The sequence below is a fragment of the Ochrobactrum sp. BTU1 genome (genome assembly GCA_018798825.1).
Classification (GTDB): Bacteria; Pseudomonadota; Alphaproteobacteria; order Rhizobiales; family Rhizobiaceae; genus Brucella.
The window spans coordinates 1,402,361-1,416,671 of sequence record CP076354.1; the positions used below are offsets into that span (position 1 = coordinate 1,402,361).

Consider the following 14,311-nt stretch of genomic DNA (forward strand, 5'->3'; position numbering starts at 1 on the left):
GTCTGGAAATCAGGACACCGAAAATGCTTGATAAGATACGGTACATCGCACTTTGCTCAGGTCTCTTTGCAGCAAACCTTGTTGGCAGAGCTGCAGCGGTTGACCTAAATACGCCCTACGTGCCGTCTTTGCGTCCAAGCACGCCCCCTATCGCTGGCGGGCTGCCGCGGACTTATCAGCCACAAGCAGGATCAAGTAAGTGTTACGGCGTGGGGTGCCGCGACAGTGGCAATTACATCTCGCGCGAAGGCATCCCGATCTACAAGAATGGCGACCCGCTTCAAGTTCGCCCATCCAATCGCAAGCCTGTCACCACCTTCGGTCCAAGCAGCAACCATATTTCATGGTGCTCAAATCGTTACCGCAGTTATCGTACGTCGGACAACACATACCAGCCCTTGGCAGGGCCGCGTACCGGCTGTAATTCGCCTTTTCAATAAAAAAGCCGGGCAATGCCCGGCTCGTTTATTTCTTATGCTGCTTCCGATTTGGAATACGCGCGGATCAAGCGTCCCAGACGCATGATACCTTCATCAATCATTTCATCATTAGCGCATGAATAGCTCAGACGCAGCGTATTGGCACCCGTGCCATCCGCAAAGAAGGCCTTGCCCGGCACAAATGCCACTTTCTCGCTTTCAATCGATGCGGCAAGCAATGCAGCACCGTCCATGCCCTTTGGAAGCGTGACCCAGATGAACATGCCGCCTTCCGGCTTGGTCCAGTCAGTGCCTTCCGGCATATATTTAGCAAGTGCTTCCAGCATCTTATCGCGGCGATGCTTGTAAACGCTATGCAGCTTAGCGACTTGGCTGTCAAAACCAGTCGAAGCAACACGATGGATGGCAATCTGGTTGATCGTCGAAGAATGAAGATCAGCCGCCTGCTTCATCAGAACCAGCTTGCGGATAACCGACTGCGAAGCAACCACGTAACCGACGCGCAGGCCAGGTGCGAGGGTCTTCGAGAATGAGCCGCAATAGATCGTGCGGGTCTTTTCGATATCACCGCCGTGACGCGCAATATCCATCGACAGGATCGGCGCAATCGCTTCGCCGTTGTAACGCAGATACTGATAAGCAGCGTCTTCGATAATCGGCACATTCAGCTCATCAGCATCGGCCAGCAACTTCTCACGACCTGCACGATCAACTGTTTCGCCGGTCGGGTTGCTGAAATCTGCCGAAAGATAGGCAAACTTAACCTGACCGCCGGCATTTTCCGCTGCCTGCTTATAGGAATCCGGTGTGCGATTGCCATTCAGCGAGAGAATGTCATAGGTCGGCTCGTAGGCGTTAAACGCCTGCAACGCGCCAAGATAGGTCGGTGCCGTCACCAGTGCCGTGTCATTTGGCGAGATGAAAAGCTTGCCTAGATAGTCAAGTGCTTGCTGCGAACCGGACGTGATAAAGACGTTGTCTTCGGTACAAGGAATACCGATCTTGGCGAGTTCACTCACCAACCAGGTGCGGAGCGGCTTGTAACCTTCAGATACCGAATATTGCAGAGCTGCATTGGCTTCAGGGCCACCAAAGATGTCCTGATAAGCGCTCTGGAATTCAGCATGTGGAAACAGCGCCGGATCGGGAATACCGCCAGCAAAGGAAATAATATCCGGACGTTCCAGCAGTTTTAGAAGTTCACGGATTTCCGAAGCGCGCATACGTTTCGAGCGCGTTGCAAATACAGTTTCCCAGTCCAACACGGGAAATCTCCTCAATACGGTGGAGGCAAAGCCTCCTCAAACCTTGCCAGATAAAGTTCTAGCGATAGCGCAATTTATTGCTAACGAGAACACTTTCTTCCATGCTGAGACGGAATAAAGATATTCTGAATTGTTTTGGCCAAATGACGCACAAAACACAAATTCCAAAAGCATCCGACGATCTTTTCGTGCGCTACATTTCACACGACCAAATCCCTATGCATGAAAGGGGCGTAAGAAACGCCCCCTTTTTGTCTGATCATCGAGCACCTAAAATCTGATGAGATTCTGACTTATGGCCGACGCATCGTCCCAAAAATCGTTTTCGACTTTTGGACAGATCGATGCGTCTATCTTAAAATTAGAGCGACCTTTGTGCGCCCATTCGGGCGCACGGCGCTCTACTCGAAAATGGCGTTTTGTGAGAACCGGAGCGGAGCGTACATAAAGTACGTGAGCCTAGGTAAGCGAAACAAAGCGCCATTTGCAGACGGCCAGAGTCTGAATATCGCAGATTTTTAGTTGCGTGCCTTGTCGACGAGCTTGTTCGCTGCGATCCATGGCATCATGCCGCGGAGCTTTTCGCCAACTTCTTCGATCTGGTGGCTGTCGTTGTTACGACGGATACCCTTGAAGCGAGCTGCACCTGCACGGTATTCCTGCATCCAATCGGAGGTGAACTTGCCGGTCTGAATGTCCTTCAGAACGCGCTTCATTTCTTCCTTGGTTTCTGCAGTGATGATGCGTGGACCAGTGACGTATTCGCCCCATTCAGCGGTGTTGGAGATCGAGTAGTTCATGTTCGCAATGCCGCCTTCGTAGATCAGGTCTACGATGAGCTTCATTTCGTGCAGGCACTCGAAGTAAGCCATTTCTGGTGCATAGCCAGCTTCTACGAGAACTTCAAAGCCGGTGCGGATGAGTTCAACAACGCCGCCGCAAAGAACAGCCTGCTCACCGAACAGATCGGTTTCGCACTCTTCCTTGAAGGTGGTTTCGATAACGCCCGAACGGCCGCCGCCAACGCCCGAAGCGTAAGACAGAGCGAGATCATGTGCGTTGCCCGAAGCATCCTGATGGATAGCGATGAGGCAAGGAACGCCGCCGCCTTTCTGGTATTCGCCGCGAACCGTGTGGCCTGGGCCCTTTGGTGCGATCATGACAACGTCAACCGACTTCTTTGGCTCAATCAGGCCGAAGTGAACATTAAGGCCATGAGCGAAAGCAATTGCTGCGCCGTCACGGATGTTATCCTGAATGTGGTCTTTGTAGATGTCAGCCTGAAGTTCATCAGGGGTTGCCATCATGAGGACATCGCCCCACTTGGCAGCATCAGCAACGTTCATCACTTCGAAGCCATCAGCTTCGGCCTTCTTGACCGTTGCCGAACCTTCACGAAGAGCGATGCGCACGTTGGCAGCGCCGGAGTCCTTGAGGTTCAGTGCATGGGCACGGCCCTGGCTACCGTAACCGACGATAACAACCTTCTTCGACTTGATCAGATTAACGTCTGCATCACGATCGTAATAAACGCGCATTTTCGTATTCCCTTCATTCAGATTATTTTTCAGATTGCTCTGCGGCTTCCTCGCGTTGGCCGTTGGTTATGCCCCGTAAAGAGCGAAAAACTGCTTTGTGGCACGCCGGGCGTCCCGGATGACCACTTCGTCAGTCAGTTCCAGCCGGTCGCCAAGCAGCAACCGGATCTGCATGTCCCGAACGACAAGTCCGAAAAATGCACGAAAAGCTTCGTCGATATCGTCAAAAGCCAAAAGCTTTGCTTCCTGACCCATTTCAAGGATCGGCTTGAGACGCTTTGCCATCGCCACCGGACCATTGGCGAGAACGATGTCACCAAGTGCCGATTTGCCCGATGCCGTGTGGCTGACAGCCAGACGGTTCAATGCAATCGATGTTGGACCAGACAGCACCAGCAGCCAGTCACGCGCAAAATGTTCAAGGCTTGAGAAAAGCGATTCCGCGTCAAGCTTCTCGCGAGCTACCGGCACGACACGAACCTTCGATGCCTGCCAGCGAACCATTGCGGTTAGCAGACCATCGCGATCGCCAAACCATTTATAAAGGCTTTCCTTGGAGCAATTGGCAGCACGCGCAATGCTCGCCGTCGTCAAAGCGCGGTCCCCGCCTTCGACAAGAAGGCGCAACGCCTGCTCCAGAACATCGTTCTGACGCGGCGAAAAAGACGGCTGCTTCTGAGCCTGCAATTCGTCGCTTTTATCAGTCACGGATCAATCCCTCCACCTTGTACCGTACGGTACGGTTCCGTTTATTAATCTGTGCTTGTGAGACCGTCAAGCAGGATTTTTCAACAAGATGGAAGATTTTAGAATTGCGATCCGAGCACCGCTTGGAGCTTCGTTTCGACAACTGGAAAGAAGCAAACAAATTCAAAAAGAAGGGGCGCCTTCCGGAATCAACTTCTCAGAAGGCGCCCTTTAAAAACATGGATATCTGGCTTCATGCCTTAGAGATTAACTTGCGTGCCTATTTCCACAACACGACCTGTTGGGATCTGGAAATATTCCGTCGCATCAGAGGCCGTACGAGCAAGCAGGATGAAAAGCTTATCCTGCCAGAGCGGCAAACCGGAATGTGCGGAAGCCTTGAGCCAGCGACGTGACAGGAAGAAAGACGTCGTCATGATGTCGAACTTCCAGCCGAGTTTTCGGCAAAGTCCCAGCGCTCGCGGAATATTCGGTTGCTGCATATAGCCAAATGTCAGCGTGACCTGCATGAAGCGTTCATTGAACTGCGAAACACGCGCACGGTCAGCACTCGACACCCAAGGCTTGGAAGCCGTTACAACAGTCAGAATAACATTGTTCTGGTGCAGAACCTTATAGTGCTTGAGACTATGCATGAGTGCCGTCGGCGCGCTCTTGGGATCACCTGTCAGAAACACAGCCGTTCCCGGAACAATTGTCGGCGGACGCTTGTTCATCTGCTCGACGATGAGATCGAGCGGCACCTCCGCCTTGCGTGTCTTTTGGAACAGGTGGCGCGTGCCGCGCACCCATGTCCACATGATGACCACAAGAATAAGCGCAAAGGTTATCGACGCCCAGCCGCCATCATGCACCTTGATGATATTGGCGCTGAAGAACATCACATCAATGACCAGAAAGCCTGCGATCAAGGGAGCAGCGCGGCTGACACGCCAGTTCCAGATGCGAGTCATGACAAAATAAAGAAGACCGGTCGTGACCAGCATATTGCCCGTCACGGCGATACCGTAAGCAGATGCCAGATTGTTCGACTTCTCAAACCCGAGAACGAGAATGATGACCGTAAGACCAAGCAGCAGATTGACGCGCGGAATGTAGATTTGTCCGTGCAGTTTTTCCGACGTGTGCTGGATTTCAAGACGCGGCAGAATGTTAAGCTGAACCGCCTGACGCGCCACAGAAAACGCGCCGCTGATGACGGCCTGACTGGCAATCACAGTGGCAGCTGTCGCCAGAAGCACCATCGGCCAGAGCGCAAAATCCGGCATCATCTGGAAGAAAGGCAACGCCGCCGCTTCACCATGGGACAACACGAATGCCGCCTGTCCGAAATAGTTAAGTAGAAGGCACGGAAACACAATCCAAAGCCAAGCTCGAACGATTGGCTTACGGCCAAAATGACCGAGATCAGCGTAAAGCGCTTCAGCGCCTGTCATGGCAAGAAAGACTGCGCCTACAGTAATGAAGGCGACACCGGGGCTCACGACAAGAAAACGCAGGGCATAATAAGGATTAAGCGCTGCCATTACTGTCGGATCGTCAAAAATATGCCAAAGACCGGACGCACCGAGGGCCAGAAACCACACCGCCATGATCGGCCCGAAAACAATCGCAACCTTGCCCGTTCCGTACTTCTGGATTGAGAAAAGAACCACGAGAATAACCACGGTAATGGGCACCACAAAGGGCGTCATATGGGGCGCAACAATCTGCACCCCTTCCACCGCAGACAACACCGAAATCGCAGGCGTAATGACCGCATCGCCAAAGAACAGCGCCGCTCCGCAAATACCAGCTGCCAGAACGATGTCGGGCCGCCCTTTAAGGGCAGCCCTTACCAAAGCCATCAAAGAGAGAATGCCGCCTTCGCCATTATTGTCGGCACGCAGCACGAAGATCACATATTTCACCGTCACAACGAGCAGAAGCGCCCAGAAGATCAGAGAAACGACACCCAGAATATCACTTCTGGAAAGAAACCCATCCGAAGTTGCCGCGTGCAATGCTTCGCGGAAGGCGTAGATCGGGCTCGTACCAATATCACCATAAACGACGCCGAGAGCACCGAGCACCAGCATCTTCATACTGTCATGGGAATGGTCGTTTTCTTCCGAAGCAATCGAGTTCTCTGGAGAAACGCCAGCAGGCAGCGTATTTTGAGAACCCGCCTGCGCATCTCCTGCGACTGGCGTGTTCTTATCTGGTTGCTCGCTGCTCATATGCAGACACCTCGTGAGGTCGTAAGTATCGGGATTGGATATCAGAGCGCCTGGGAGTTAAACAAACCGTCAACAGCTAGGGAATACATGATCGCTGCAAAGGTTCCCATGCAAGTTCGGTATCAGTCAAATGCCTGAAGTGTCAAAGTTAAACTCTTTAAAGAAAAGTAGGCTAACTCACCGCTGAAGCGTGAAGCTCGGACTGCGGAAAACTTCATGTATGCTTCCCTCAAATGACCCAGCGCACCTCGGAGCGTGGTTATTCTGTGGCGGGCGGTCTATATCTTGTCACGCCCGCGCACAAATGCAGATTTCGCAAAGCTCCATTGTCAGCCATGCATTTTCGTAAAGCCTATCCAGCCAAGGCTGCAATGTATCGGCTAACGGTCACCGGCATACCATACATTAAAGCATCTGCGGTCAGACCGTGCCCAATCGACACTTCGCTTAACTGCGGTACACGTTTCACCAAAGCTGGGAGATTTTCAACTGTCAGATCGTGCCCTGCATTGATTGCGAGCCCGAGCGCCGTTGCTGCATCTGCAGCTTTGCCGAGACGGCTCAGTTCCTGTGTAGCGGCAGCCGGATCATCATAAGTCGCTCCATATGGGCCCGTATAGAGCTCAATGCGGTCTGCGCCAATTGCCTTGGCCTTTTCGTAACCAAGCGGATCAGGGTCAGCAAATAACGATACACGCATTCCCTTTGATTTCAGCCGCTGAACGATCGGTTCCAGGAAATCGGATTTGGTTTCAAAGTCCCAACCGTGATCGGAAGTTGCCTGCATCGGATCATCAGGAACCAACGTCACCTGCTCAGGTTGATGCTTTTCAACCAGTTCCAGAAAGGCTTCTGTTGGAAAGCCTTCAATGTTGAACTCAGCCTGCGGGTATTCATCATCGATCAATGCGCGGATATCGCCAAGATCGGTAAAACGAATATGACGCTGATCAGGACGCGGATGCACCGTCAAGCCAGCCGCTCCTGCTGCAAGCGCCGCTCGTCCTAGACCGGTCACACTCGGCCAAGGAAGATCTCGCCGATTACGCAACATGGCTATAGCGTTGAGATTGACGGACAATTTTGCAGGCATAGAGCTTCGCTCCTTCAATTCGATATGAGGCTTTATATCGTCAGCCATTGAAAAGTGTGAGTGTTTTCCTGTCACACCTCGAACCAATATAGGGATTGCTAATTTTGAAGGCCTGCCGCAACCTTTATCCCCTGAGAGGCGTTTTAGTGAAATAACACGACGTTCTAAGAACCGGAGGTCAACGATGCGCAACGAGGACATTCCTGTCATCCGTCGCATTCCAACCAATCGTGAAGATGTCTTTGCTTTTGCTATCGAGGGCCATCTCGATGATGCTTCTCTCGAAAATCTTTATGGACTGCTCGATGCAGCCTATGAAGGCCATGATGAAATCGACCTGCTCATCCGCCTGACCGGCTATGACGGCGTGGATTGGGGTTCAGCATTTTCGGAGAGCATGTTGTCGATGCGTGCAAAATCTCTGCGTCACCTTCGACGTTATGCCATTGTTGGCGGCCCGCTATGGATACAGGCAAGCGTCACGCTCATGCAGCCGTTTCTGTCCATCGAAATGAAGACATTCGAATCCGAAGATGAGCCCAAAGCTTGGGAGTGGCTAAGCGCCGAACCAGCGGAACAATGATTATTTTACAATTGTCAGCTGTTCGGCTGCACGCGTGATTGCGGTGTAAAGCCAGCGCTCGCGCGTGTCGCGGAAAGCATAGCTTTCATCGAACAGCACGACATTGTCCCACTGTGAACCCTGCGCCTTGTGAACCGTCAGTGCATAACCGTAATCAAAATCATCGAAACGCTTCTTGGTCTGCCAAGGAATTTCAGCATCCGGGTCCTCAAACTGCGCTTTGAGCAGTTTGATCTTGGCGACGCCTCGGTCTTCGTCTTCGGGCGAGACCAGCAAATTAATTCCCGGTTTCACTGTTTCCTTGGACGAGGTCATTACCTTCCAGAGAGAGCCGTTCAGAAGCCCCTTGGCCGGATCGTTGCGCAGGCAAACCAGCTTATCGCCGGCCTGGGGGTATTCCGCAGTAAAACCCTTCAACTCGCGCAGCCGCTGATTATAGCGCTTGCGTGTACGGTTGGTGCCAACGAGAACCTGATCGGCAGAAAGAACCAGATCCTGATTGACCTCAGATTTGGAAATAACTTTCGCTCTTCCCTCATCGCCATAAGCAAGCTCACGACCCTCACGCACGTCAAGCGCCATACGGATGATCGGGTTATCGCGTGCCTGACGATGAATTTCCGTCAGCAGATAATCCGGTTCGTGCTCAGTAAAAAAACCGCCGCCCGAAATCGGCGGCAACTGTCCCGGATCACCCAGCACCAGAATAGGTGTGCCAAATGTCATCAGATCGCGACCGAGCTGCTCATCAACCATGGAACATTCGTCCACAACAATCAGAGCCGCCTTGGCCACCGGGCTTTGACGGTTAAGCGAAAATGTCGGGGCGATAGACGTCTTACCGGTTGTTTCGTCTTCAATCGCTTCTTCACCGCGCGGCCGATAGATCAGTGAATGCAGCGTGCGCGCATTGTTTGCGCCCTTGGAGCGTAGCACCTGCGCGGCCTTGCCGGTGAAGGCTGCAAACTGCACATCACCATCCACATGCTCGGCAAAATAACGCGCAAGCGTGGTTTTGCCTGTGCCAGCATAACCAAACAGCCTGAAGATAGGGGAACGCCCTTCCTTCAGCCACTTGCCAACGGCTTTTAAAGCCTGATCCTGTTCCGGTGAAAACTGCATACCCTGTTCAGACAGGATTCGGCACTTAAAGACAAGTGAATAGGAGAACAAAACAGCATCAAAGCTATGAGGCCACACAAAACAAACCATCAATGTTAGCTAATAAACGAGGCGATTATATTGAAGAATTAATTAGTAATGCAAATAATTATAAGTACCTTTAATCGTATTCATCATAACTTAATAAATCATATTCAGTATAAACTTATAGAAGGAGTTCAATCATGATGCTTCTTGTTTTTACAGTTTTGGCACTTTCATTAGTTTTCGCATGGTTCGGGCGTCAGTCCGTTGCAATATTTCTTGCCGTTCTCTGCCTTGCATTGGGCGTAAAACAGTTTCTTTGGGAAATATATAGTTCTGAATACGGCTATCGGATGCCTTGGATTCAAACAGAAGTGGTCGATCAGCCTAAGCCGCAACAGTTCGCTTCTGCTTTCACGCCGAGTTTAAAATCTGATGGAGCAGCAGCATGATTGATTTAGCCTCAGATCATGACACCAACAAGCAGCAGACATTAGCCACTCTTCTCTCGATTTATCTTCTGGGAATGATGGCCGTCATCGCAGCAATTTTGACCGCAGCAATGGTGCTGCAATATGCCAATGGCGAAATACCTTGCCCGCTTTGTCTTTTACAACGCGTTGCGATGTTTGGTGTTTGCTTCGGAATCATTTTGCAGTTTCGACATGGTTTTTCATACCGCAACACTGGCATGAGTATGATTTTCTCGCTTTTTCTGCTGATCGTATCCGTGCGGCAGACATTGCTGGATATCTACCCTCGCCCTGGGCATGAATATATCGGCACCTCAGTCTTTGGCCTTCATATGCCCGTCTGGTCGATTCTCATTGCTGTGGCGTTGTTGATTGCCTTCGCTTTTCAACTCATCGTATGGGGCGGCAGCACGCAATTGCAGCACAAATCTCTGACGCATCAATCGCTGCTTCGCGTGTTGGCAACTGCTCTCAGTCTGTATGTGATTGCGATTGGTGTGATTAATTTCGTCTCGGTCGGCGTTCAGTGCGGCATCGATGAGTGCCACACCTTTGGCTACGCCCTTCTCAAATGAAAAATAGCGGCTGGAGTAACTCTCCGGCCGCTTTCCCAACTTAGCTGCCAACCAGCGCTGCAAATCTTTCCAGATCGACATTGCCACCACTGACGATCACGCCAATACGCTTGCCTTTGAGTCCTGGCGCCATCTGCAAAGCGCCAGCGAACGCCAGGCAGCCGGTTGGTTCGACCACCATCTTCATTCGGCTGGCAAAAAACTTCATGCCTTGCACCAGATCATTGTCACTGACTGCCAAAATATCGTGAACGCTGTTCTGAATGACAGCAAATGTCATATCGCCAAGTGCCTGTGTCTGCGCGCCATCGGCTAAGGTTTTTGGAACGTCAATATGAACGATCTTGCCAGAACGGAATGATTGTTGGCCGTCATTGCCTGCTTCCGGCTCAACCCCATAGACATCGCATGAAGGTGAAAGCGCTTTGGCCGCAAGAGCAGAACCCGCCAGCAAACCGCCTCCACCAAGGCATACAAACAGCGCGTCAAGCTGGCCAACCTCTTCAATCAGCTCTTTGGTTGCCGTGCCCTGCCCCGCAATGATATGCGGATGATTAAACGGCGGAATAAGTGTTAAACCGCCCTCCTCCGCAAGCTGCTTTGAAAGCGCATCTCGGTCTTCAGTATAACGGTTATAGGTCACAACCTTTGCACCATAGCCTCGCGTTGCGTCCAGTTTTGCAGCGGGCGCGTCTTCAGGCATAATAATCGTGGCAGCTATGCCGAGCAATTTCGCCGAAAGAGCTATCGCTTGCGCATGGTTTCCAGACGAAAAGGCAAGGACACCGCGCTTCTTCTGCTCATCGTTAAAGCGCGACAAGGCATTGTATGCCCCACGAAACTTGAACGCTCCGATACGCTGAAAGTTCTCGCATTTGAAAAAGATTTGCGCGCCTGTATCGCGATCAATGGTCGATGAGGTCAAGATGGGCGTGCGATGCGCGTGCCCTTCAATCAGTTCAGCTGCAGATACCACATCGTCATAGGTAGGAAGTGCAGACATCATTCACCTGTTCAACTCGTTATTTTAACATCGGCCACAAGCTCAAAACGAGCAGCAAGGCCATGGTCAGATTGAACCACTTCAACCGGGTGGGATCGGCAAGCCAGTTGCGCAACAATGTGCCAAAACCCGCCCAGACCGACACGCTCGGCAGGTTCACAATCGCAAAGGCGGAACTCACCAACAGCACTGCCACGTAGTAGTTGTCGTGGTTGGCATAGGTCGCAATGCCGGTGATCGCCATCACCCAAGCTTTGGGATTAACCCATTGAAAGGCAGCAGCCTGAAAAAATGTCATCGGCACGCCGCTATCACTGGCCTTGGATTCCCCGATGGAGCGCGAGGTAGCAATTTTCCATGCTAGATAAAGCATATAGGCCCCGCCCGCGAATTTGAGCGATGTATAGAATGACGGCACCGTTTCGATCAGCGCGCCAAGGCCAAAGCCAACCGCTAGCAGCAGCACGAAAAAGCCCACGCCAATGCCCAACATATGCGGGACTGTGCGCCGAAAACCGAAGTTCACCCCCGATGCAAGCAGCATCAGATTATTGGGGCCAGGGGTAACGGAAGAAACAAAGGCGAATACGAGAAGCGCTAAGAAAATTTCAAAAGACATTGGATTGATCCAGCTAACAAGGACAAATTAGCCCAATAAAAAACCGGCACAATCGAAACATTGTGCCGGTTTCAACCGATATTGTCTCGATTTACGTAACTTAGAGTCCCTGAGGACCGCGGTTCATTGCAGCCACGCCGGTCCGGCAAATCTCCACGAGACCAAGCGGCTTCATCAGCGAAATGAACTGGTCGATCTTGGCCGTCTTACCGGTAATCTCAACAATGAAATGTTCGGTCGTGGCGTCAACAATCTTAGCATTAAAAGCATCGGTCAGACGCAGAGTTTCAGCGCGTGCTTCGCCTTTGCCTGCTACTTTAATCAGTGCTAGTTCGCGCTCGATCGGGCGCTCGTGGCCAAGCTCGACAGCGCGATGCGTCATGTCGACCACGCGATGCACCGGAACAATACGCTCAAGCTGATGGCGGATCTGATCAAGCACATTCGGCGTGCCGCGCGTTACAATAGTAATGCGCGACAGATGCTGTTCATGCTCGGTTTCAGAAACCGTCAGGCTTTCAATATTGTAGCCACGACCCGAAAACAGACCAATGACGCGGGCTAGAACACCCGGTTCATTGTCTACAAGAACCGATAACGTATGGGTTTCTGGTGTCTGGGTATCCGCTGCAATGAAATATGCCGAGCCGGATGCTAGATTTTGTGCGTTCATGTTCTTTACTCCGGATCAGACTAGGGCGCGGCCCTTGGCATCGATAGCATTAGCAACAGCTTCGTCAGTCGCTTCATCTGGCAACAGCATTTCATTATGCGCTTTGCCAGACGGGATCATCGGGAAGCAATTGGCGAGATTAGCAACGCGGCAATCGAAGATAACCGGCTTCTTGATCTCAATCATTTCCATGATCGCATCGTCGAGTTTCTCTGGCTTGTCACAACGAATGCCATGCGCGCCATAAGCTTCTGCAAGCTTCACAAAATCAGGCATTGCTTCGGTGTAGGAATGCGACAGGCGATTGCCATGCAACAGCTGCTGCCATTGACGAACCATGCCCATATACTGATTGTTCAAGATGAAAATCTTGATCGGCGCTTCATATTGGATCGCAGCCGACATTTCCTGAATGCACATCTGGATAGACGCATCACCGGCGATATCAATAACCAGCGCATCAGGATGAGCAATTTGCACGCCCAGAGCAGCAGGCAGACCATAACCCATCGTGCCGAGGCCGCCCGATGTCATCCAGCGATTTGGCGCGTCGAAATCCATGAACTGCGCAGCCCACATCTGATGCTGGCCGACTTCAGTGGTGATGTATGTATTACGGTCCTTGGTCAGCTCGTTCAGACGCTGCAACGCATATTGCGGCATGATGACGTCTTTGTTTGGCGCATATGCCAGCGAATTGCGAGCACGCCAGCGGTCGATCTGCTCCCACCAGGCAGCAATCGCATTCTTCTCAGGCTTCTTTGCTGAAGCGCGGAACTGGCGAACGATATCTTCCAGAACATGTGCAACATCACCGATGATCGGAACATCAACGCGAACGTTTTTGTTGATCGACGATGGATCAATATCGATGTGAATCTTGCGCGAATGCGGAGCGAATGCATTCAGACGGCCCGTGATACGGTCGTCAAAGCGCGCTCCAACGCACAGCATGACATCACAATCATGCATGGTCATGTTGGCTTCGTATGTGCCATGCATACCGAGCATGCCGAGCCAGTTCTTGCCCGATGCAGGATAAGCACCCAACCCCATCAAAGTCGAGGTGATTGGGAAATTGCTGATCTCAACCAGTTCGCGCAGCAGCTTCGTTGCAGCAGGACCAGAATTGATAACACCGCCACCCGAATAGATGACAGGTTTCTTCGCAGTCAGCAGCATTTCAACAGCCTGCGCGATAGCTGACTTGTCACCTTCAATGGTTGGACGATAGCTGGTGCGCGGCGATGTCTGCGGTGGCGTGTAGATGCCGGTCGCAAACTGGATATCCTTTGGAATATCAACCAGAACCGGACCCGGACGACCTGTCGAAGCAATGTGGAACGCTTCGTGCAGAATGCGCGAGAGGTCATTAACGTCACGAACCAGCCAGTTGTGCTTCGTGCAAGGACGGGTGATACCAACCGTATCCGCTTCCTGAAAGCCGTCGGAACCGATGAGTGATGTTGGAACCTGACCGGAAATGCAGACCAGCGGGATCGAATCCATCAGCGCGTCCTGCAAAGGCGTAACCGCATTGGTCGCACCTGGGCCGGATGTCACCAACATAACGCCAACCTTGCCGGTCGAACGTGCATAGCCTTCAGCCGCATGGCCAGCGCCCTGCTCGTGACGAACCAGAATATGTTGAACTTTGTCCTGCTGGAAAAGTTCGTCATAGATCGGCAGCACTGCACCACCCGGATAACCAAAAAGATGCTCCACGCCATGATCGATCATAGCCTGAACCACCATTTCCGCGCCGGTCATTTCGCGTTGCCCCGCGGAGATCGTCGCCGCCTCGCTTGTTGCTGCCGTCATCGTCGTCACTTCCCGTCTGCTTTACATATTCAATTTCGTTGATGTTTAGATAACAAAAAAGGCCCCCGAGGGAGCCTGTCTTTCGCGCATGGGAGCTTTCGCCGGATGGTTACACCATCCTGCCCATGCGCGTACGTACCACAAGAATAAGAGCT

At 52.0% G+C, this 14,311-nt stretch carries 14 protein-coding genes; 4 read left to right on the top strand and 10 right to left on the bottom strand.

The features are described from left to right. Positions 1 to 23 precede the first annotated feature (23 nt). A complete protein-coding gene (locus KMS41_06810) occupies positions 24 to 440 on the top strand; it encodes a BA14K family protein (GenBank protein ID QWK76834.1) in 417 nt (138 codons plus the stop codon). Positions 441 to 472: 32 nt separating this feature from the next. On the opposite strand, the gene KMS41_06815 is transcribed toward KMS41_06810, so the two are convergent. The 5 genes from KMS41_06815 to KMS41_06835 all read right to left on the bottom strand — a co-directional run bounded on the left by KMS41_06815 (position 473) and on the right by KMS41_06835 (position 7,263). Further along, positions 473 to 1,705: a PLP-dependent aminotransferase family protein gene (locus tag KMS41_06815; protein ID QWK76835.1), complete on the bottom strand. Its 1,233-nt coding sequence runs from the start codon at positions 1,703 to 1,705 to the stop codon at positions 473 to 475. A gap of 518 nt (positions 1,706 to 2,223) precedes the next feature. Further along, the gene (gene ilvC / locus KMS41_06820) at positions 2,224 to 3,243 is read right to left on the bottom strand and encodes a ketol-acid reductoisomerase (GenBank protein QWK76836.1); all 1,020 of its coding nucleotides are present in this window, start codon (positions 3,241 to 3,243) and stop codon (positions 2,224 to 2,226) included. Positions 3,244 to 3,309: 66 nt separating this feature from the next. Then, the gene (locus KMS41_06825) at positions 3,310 to 3,951 is read right to left on the bottom strand and encodes a TetR/AcrR family transcriptional regulator (protein QWK76837.1); all 642 of its coding nucleotides are present in this window, start codon (positions 3,949 to 3,951) and stop codon (positions 3,310 to 3,312) included. A 239-nt stretch (positions 3,952 to 4,190) separates the two neighbouring features. Next, complete coding sequence (locus KMS41_06830; GenBank protein QWK76838.1) at positions 4,191 to 6,170, bottom strand: potassium transporter Kup; 1,980 nt, start codon at positions 6,168 to 6,170, stop codon at positions 4,191 to 4,193. Positions 6,171 to 6,522: 352 nt separating this feature from the next. Next, positions 6,523 to 7,263, bottom strand: coding sequence for a pyridoxine 5'-phosphate synthase (locus KMS41_06835; protein ID QWK76839.1), 741 nt, complete (start codon positions 7,261 to 7,263; stop codon positions 6,523 to 6,525). Between the two features lie 184 nt (positions 7,264 to 7,447). Here KMS41_06835 and KMS41_06840 point away from each other — a divergent pair, with 184 nt between their 5' ends. Next, positions 7,448 to 7,846, top strand: coding sequence for an STAS/SEC14 domain-containing protein (locus KMS41_06840; protein ID QWK76840.1), 399 nt, complete (start codon positions 7,448 to 7,450; stop codon positions 7,844 to 7,846). On the opposite strand, the gene KMS41_06845 is transcribed toward KMS41_06840, so the two are convergent. Continuing rightward, positions 7,847 to 8,968, bottom strand: a complete 1,122-nt coding sequence (locus KMS41_06845; protein QWK76841.1) for an ATP-dependent RecD-like DNA helicase — start codon at positions 8,966 to 8,968, stop codon at positions 7,847 to 7,849. A gap of 224 nt (positions 8,969 to 9,192) precedes the next feature. On the opposite strand from KMS41_06845, the gene KMS41_06850 reads away from it, so the two are divergent. Together KMS41_06850 and KMS41_06855 are read left to right on the top strand one after the other, a co-directional pair. Further along, positions 9,193 to 9,444 carry a hypothetical protein gene (locus tag KMS41_06850; GenBank protein QWK78863.1) on the top strand — a complete coding sequence of 84 codons (252 nt, stop codon included), beginning with the start codon at positions 9,193 to 9,195 and terminating at the stop codon, positions 9,442 to 9,444. A gap of 74 nt (positions 9,445 to 9,518) precedes the next feature. Next, on the top strand, positions 9,519 to 10,040 hold the full coding sequence (locus KMS41_06855) for a disulfide bond formation protein B (protein QWK78800.1): 522 nt from the start codon (positions 9,519 to 9,521) through the stop codon (positions 10,038 to 10,040). Between the two features lie 40 nt (positions 10,041 to 10,080). Here KMS41_06855 and KMS41_06860 read toward each other — a convergent pair whose 3' ends face one another. The 4 genes from KMS41_06860 to KMS41_06875 form a co-directional block, all read right to left on the bottom strand. Continuing rightward, on the bottom strand, positions 10,081 to 11,043 hold the full coding sequence (locus tag KMS41_06860) for a threo-3-hydroxy-L-aspartate ammonia-lyase (GenBank protein QWK78801.1): 963 nt from the start codon (positions 11,041 to 11,043) through the stop codon (positions 10,081 to 10,083). A 19-nt stretch (positions 11,044 to 11,062) separates the two neighbouring features. Continuing rightward, a complete protein-coding gene (locus tag KMS41_06865) occupies positions 11,063 to 11,662 on the bottom strand; it encodes a LysE family translocator (protein ID QWK76842.1) in 600 nt (199 codons plus the stop codon). Between the two features lie 100 nt (positions 11,663 to 11,762). Continuing rightward, the gene (ilvN, locus tag KMS41_06870) at positions 11,763 to 12,335 is read right to left on the bottom strand and encodes an acetolactate synthase small subunit (protein ID QWK76843.1); all 573 of its coding nucleotides are present in this window, start codon (positions 12,333 to 12,335) and stop codon (positions 11,763 to 11,765) included. 15 nt (positions 12,336 to 12,350) lie between these two features. Beyond that, complete coding sequence (locus KMS41_06875; GenBank protein ID QWK78802.1) at positions 12,351 to 14,105, bottom strand: acetolactate synthase 3 large subunit; 1,755 nt, start codon at positions 14,103 to 14,105, stop codon at positions 12,351 to 12,353. Positions 14,106 to 14,311 lie beyond the last annotated feature (206 nt).